The sequence below is a fragment of the Methanobrevibacter sp. genome (assembly GCF_045636185.1).
Taxonomy (GTDB): domain Archaea; phylum Methanobacteriota; class Methanobacteria; order Methanobacteriales; family Methanobacteriaceae; genus Methanocatella.
In genome coordinates this window covers 1-4479 of the sequence record NZ_JAZTXC010000042.1, presented here as the reverse complement: position 1 = coordinate 4479, position 4479 = coordinate 1, and the positions used below count along the sequence as shown (strand labels likewise).

1 protein-coding gene is annotated in these 4479 nt (G+C 25.2%); it reads right to left on the bottom strand.

Annotation, left to right across the window (positions count from 1 at the left end; all coding sequences use genetic code 11):
- Nucleotides 1-4479 (bottom strand): carboxypeptidase-like regulatory domain-containing protein (locus ACKI3Q_RS02675; RefSeq protein ID WP_407414009.1); only part of this gene is annotated, 4479 nt, incomplete at both ends.

Sequence of the window (4479 nt, the reverse complement as noted above, 5' to 3'; positions counted from 1 at the left end):
TCACGATATTTCATGACCATATCTTCAGCCTTAATTGTGCTCAATACTTTAATGGTATTAGAAACCATTGATGAATCGTATTCTGCTGTAATAGTGTATGTTCCAGGGTTTAAATTAATAGATAAACTAGCTACACCATTTATATCACTTATTCTTGTATAAAATACACCATTAATATTAAATTTAACTTCTGCGCCAGATAATGGAGATCCTTTTTCATCCAACACCTTAACAGAATATTTTGAAGCATTTCTATAATATTTAACTAAATCATGATTTTCAACCAATCTGGATAGAACAGTGATAAGACAAGATGACTGCTCACCGGTGACAGGATTATAAACAGTTAAAATATATTTACCAGGTTGTAAATTAATATTTAACTTAACAAGACCACTAAAATCAGTTGTTCTTGTATAAAATACACCATTAATATTCATCATGACCTGAGTATTTGCTACAGGATTAGCATTAAAATCTAAAATTTTTGCATAGAATTGAGATGAATTCCTATAATACTTTGTTAAATTATGCATATCTAAAGTAGGCTTAATATTTACTAGGATTTCCCTGGAAGAATTAATGTAAACATTATCTCCAATAAATTCTATATTAGTCAAATATTTGCCAGAATTCAAGTTTAGCCCAATTGAAAAACCGCCATTAGAATCTGTTGTTTTACCATATTTAACATTATTGATATAAACATTAATTTCTTTATTTGCTAAACTATTATTGTTTGAGTCTGTAAGTCTGCCATGTAACCTTGTACCATCATGATAATACATTTCGATATCTATTGCATTAATTAAAGAATAAATAGTATCTATAATGAATTCATCTTTAATTAACACAGGTTTATAAGAAGTTTTATTGAATAAAGCTTCGAGTGAATATTGCCCCAATTCCAGGTTATTTAAACTTAAAGTAGCTTCGCCGTCAATAGTTTCAACCTTATAAATTCTATTGTTTATTTTTACATCAATTGATTCATTTAACTTTTTGGATAAATTTATAGTTATATTTATATCATTTACATGTTTAGATATATTTAAATCCATATTTAATTCATTAAGATAAATTTCAAATGTTAACGAAGCATTAATTTTATTATAATTTGAATTTCCATTGAAAACTAAATTAGCAACGTATGTGCCTAAATCTAATTTATCAGGTAAAACATAAGCATTATTTGAATTTACATAATATTGTTTATTATTTATAATTAATGTAAGGGTTTCTTGGATATTTTCTCCATTAAAACCTGTTAAATAATTATTAATAATTATATCCTCATCATAAGCTGTATCTGATATATTTAATACCAATTTTGGATTGATTTTATTTACATTAACATTAACTGTTTTATTAACTTCATTATAATTTTCATTACCTTTAAAATAAATATTAACAGGATAATTAGAAGCATTTAATAGAATTGGAATAATAAACTCATTATTAGCCATTAATAGATAATTTTTAGAGTCGATTGTTAAAACAACATTTTCATTTAATTTTGAATCATTAATACCAGTTAATTTAATTAAAGATGAAATATATTCACCATAATCAATATCCTCAATATCCAAACTAAGATCCGGAGTATATTTATCAACTGAAACTTTAGTCTTTTGAATAGTGGCATTATAATTATTATCCCCACCGAAAGTCAAGACTACATCATAAACACCTGCATCAAACAAATCAGAAATCTTAAAAGTGGAATTAGACTTAATAGTATAACTTCTATTATTTATCTCAAGAATCAAATCATATGCAAAGTCACTTTCCAAAGTATTTTTAACAACTAAATTATCACCATAGGTAATATTGTCAATATCAAGAGTTAATTCAGGAGTAAATTTACTAACTAAAAATACTGCATAAGCATTGCATTTATTATAATTATTATTTCCTTCAAAGTATAAATCAGCTTTATAATTAGATGCATTTAAAACAGCAGGAAGCACAAACTCTGAATTGGAATTAATCGTGTAATTAACACCATTAATTTCTAATTTAAGGATTTCATTAACTAAATTACCATTGAAATCAGTTAAATAAGTATTAACAAGAGTTGTTTCACCATAAGTAATATTTAAAACATCCAAACTAATATTTAAATCATTTTTATAAACAACAAATTGAACAGTATCATAAACTGAATTGTAGTTATTATTTCCATTGAAAATAACTTTACCTTCATAATTAGAAGCATTTAAAAATACAGGAAGTGTATAATAAGTGTTTGCCTTAAAAATATAATCATTATTATTAACAGTGAAAACAACACCCTCATTAATTAACTCATCATTAAGGCCAGTTAGATTAACTTCTACAATTATATTCTCCCCATATTTTACACTATTAATGCTGGAATGAATTTTTGGATTAATCCTATTAACATTAACATTAACAGTTTTATTTACAGCATTATAATTATTATTACCTTTATAATAAACATTAACCGGATAATTAGAAGCATTTAAAATAATTGGGACAATAAAATCATTATTAGCCATGAAAGTATAATTTTGATTATTAATTGTTAAAACAATATTCTCATTTATTAATAAACCTTCAAGACCTGTTAATTTAATATTTGATGAAATATATTCACCGTAATCAACATCATCAAGGATTAAACTAAGATCAGGAGTATATTTATCAACAGAAACTTTAGTCTTTTGAATAGTGGCATTATAATTATTATCACCATCAAAAGTCAAGACTACATCATAAACACCTGCATCAAACAAATCAGGAATCTTAAAAGTGGAATTAGACTTAATAGAATAGTTCCTATTATTAATTTCAAGAGTCAGATTACATGTCAAGTTAGTTTCTAAAGTATTTCTAACAACTAAATTATCACCATAAGTAATATTGTCAATATCAAGAGTTAATTTAGGAATAGGTTTACTAACAAAGAATGATGTAGAAACATTGCATTCATTATAATTATTATCCCCTTCAAAGAACAAATAAGCATTATAAACAGCCACAGCCAAAACAACAGGAAGCACAAACTCTGAATTAGACTGAATTGTATAATTTACATTATTTATCTCAAGAATTAAATCATATGTCAAGTTACTATCTAAAGTATTTCTAACAACTAAATTATCACCAAAAGCAATATTGTCAATATCAAGAGTTAATTCAGGAGTAGATTTTCTAACAAAAAATGCTGCAGAAGCATTGCATTTATTATAATTATTATTACCTTCAAAGTACAAATAAGCAATATAAGAAGATGCATTTAAAACAACAGGAAGCACAAACTCAGAATTGGAATCAACCGTATAATTAACACCATCAATTTCCAATTTAAGGCTTTCATTAACTAAATTACCATTGAAATCTGTTAAACAGGTATTAACAAGAGTTTTTTCACCATAAGTAGTATTTAAAACAGATAAATCAACATTTAAATCATTTTTATAAACAGAAAACTGAACAGTATCATTAACTGAATTATAGTTATTATTTCCATTGAAAAGAACAATAGCTTCATAATTAGAAACATTCAAAAATACAGGAAGTGTATAATAACGATTTGCTTTAAAGGAATACTTTTCATTATCAACAGTTAAAACAACATCATCATTAATTAACTCATTATTGAGTCCTGTTAAATTAACCCACACCACAGTATTCTCCCCATACATTACACTGTTAATAGTAGAATAAATTTTTGGATTAATCTTATTAACATTAACATTAGCAGTTTTACTGACATTATTATAATTACCATTACCTTTAAAATTAACACTAACAGGATAATTAGAAGCATTTAACAAAATCGGGATAATAAACTCATTATTTGTTGAAAAAGTATAATTTTGATTATTAATTGTTAAAACAACATTTTCATTTAACAATAAGCCATCAAAACCCGTTAACTTAATATTTGACGAAATATATTCACCGTAATCAACATCATCAATATCAAAGCTAAGATTCGGCGCATATTTATCAACTAAAACTTTAGTCTTTTGAACAGTAGAATTATAATTATTATCACCAGCAAAAGTTAAAATGACATCATAAACACCTGCATCAAACAAATCAGGAATCTTATAAGTAGAATTAGACCTAATAATATAATTCTTATTATTAATTTCAAGAGTCAAATCATATGTTAAATTATTATCCAATGTATTAATTACAACTAAATAATCACCATAAGTAATATTTTCAATATCAAGAGTTAAATTAGGAACATGTTTAGTAACTAAAAATGCTGCAGAAGTATTGCATTTATTATAGTTGCCGTCTCCTTTGAAATATAAAATTGCATTATAAGTAGCTACATCCAAAACAACAGGAAGCACATACTCTGAATTAGACTGAATTGTATAATTCCTATTATCAATTTCAAGAATTAAATCATATGTCAAGTTACTATCTAAAGTATTTCTAACAACTAAATTATCACCAAAAGCAATATTGTCAATATCAAGAGTTAATTCAGGA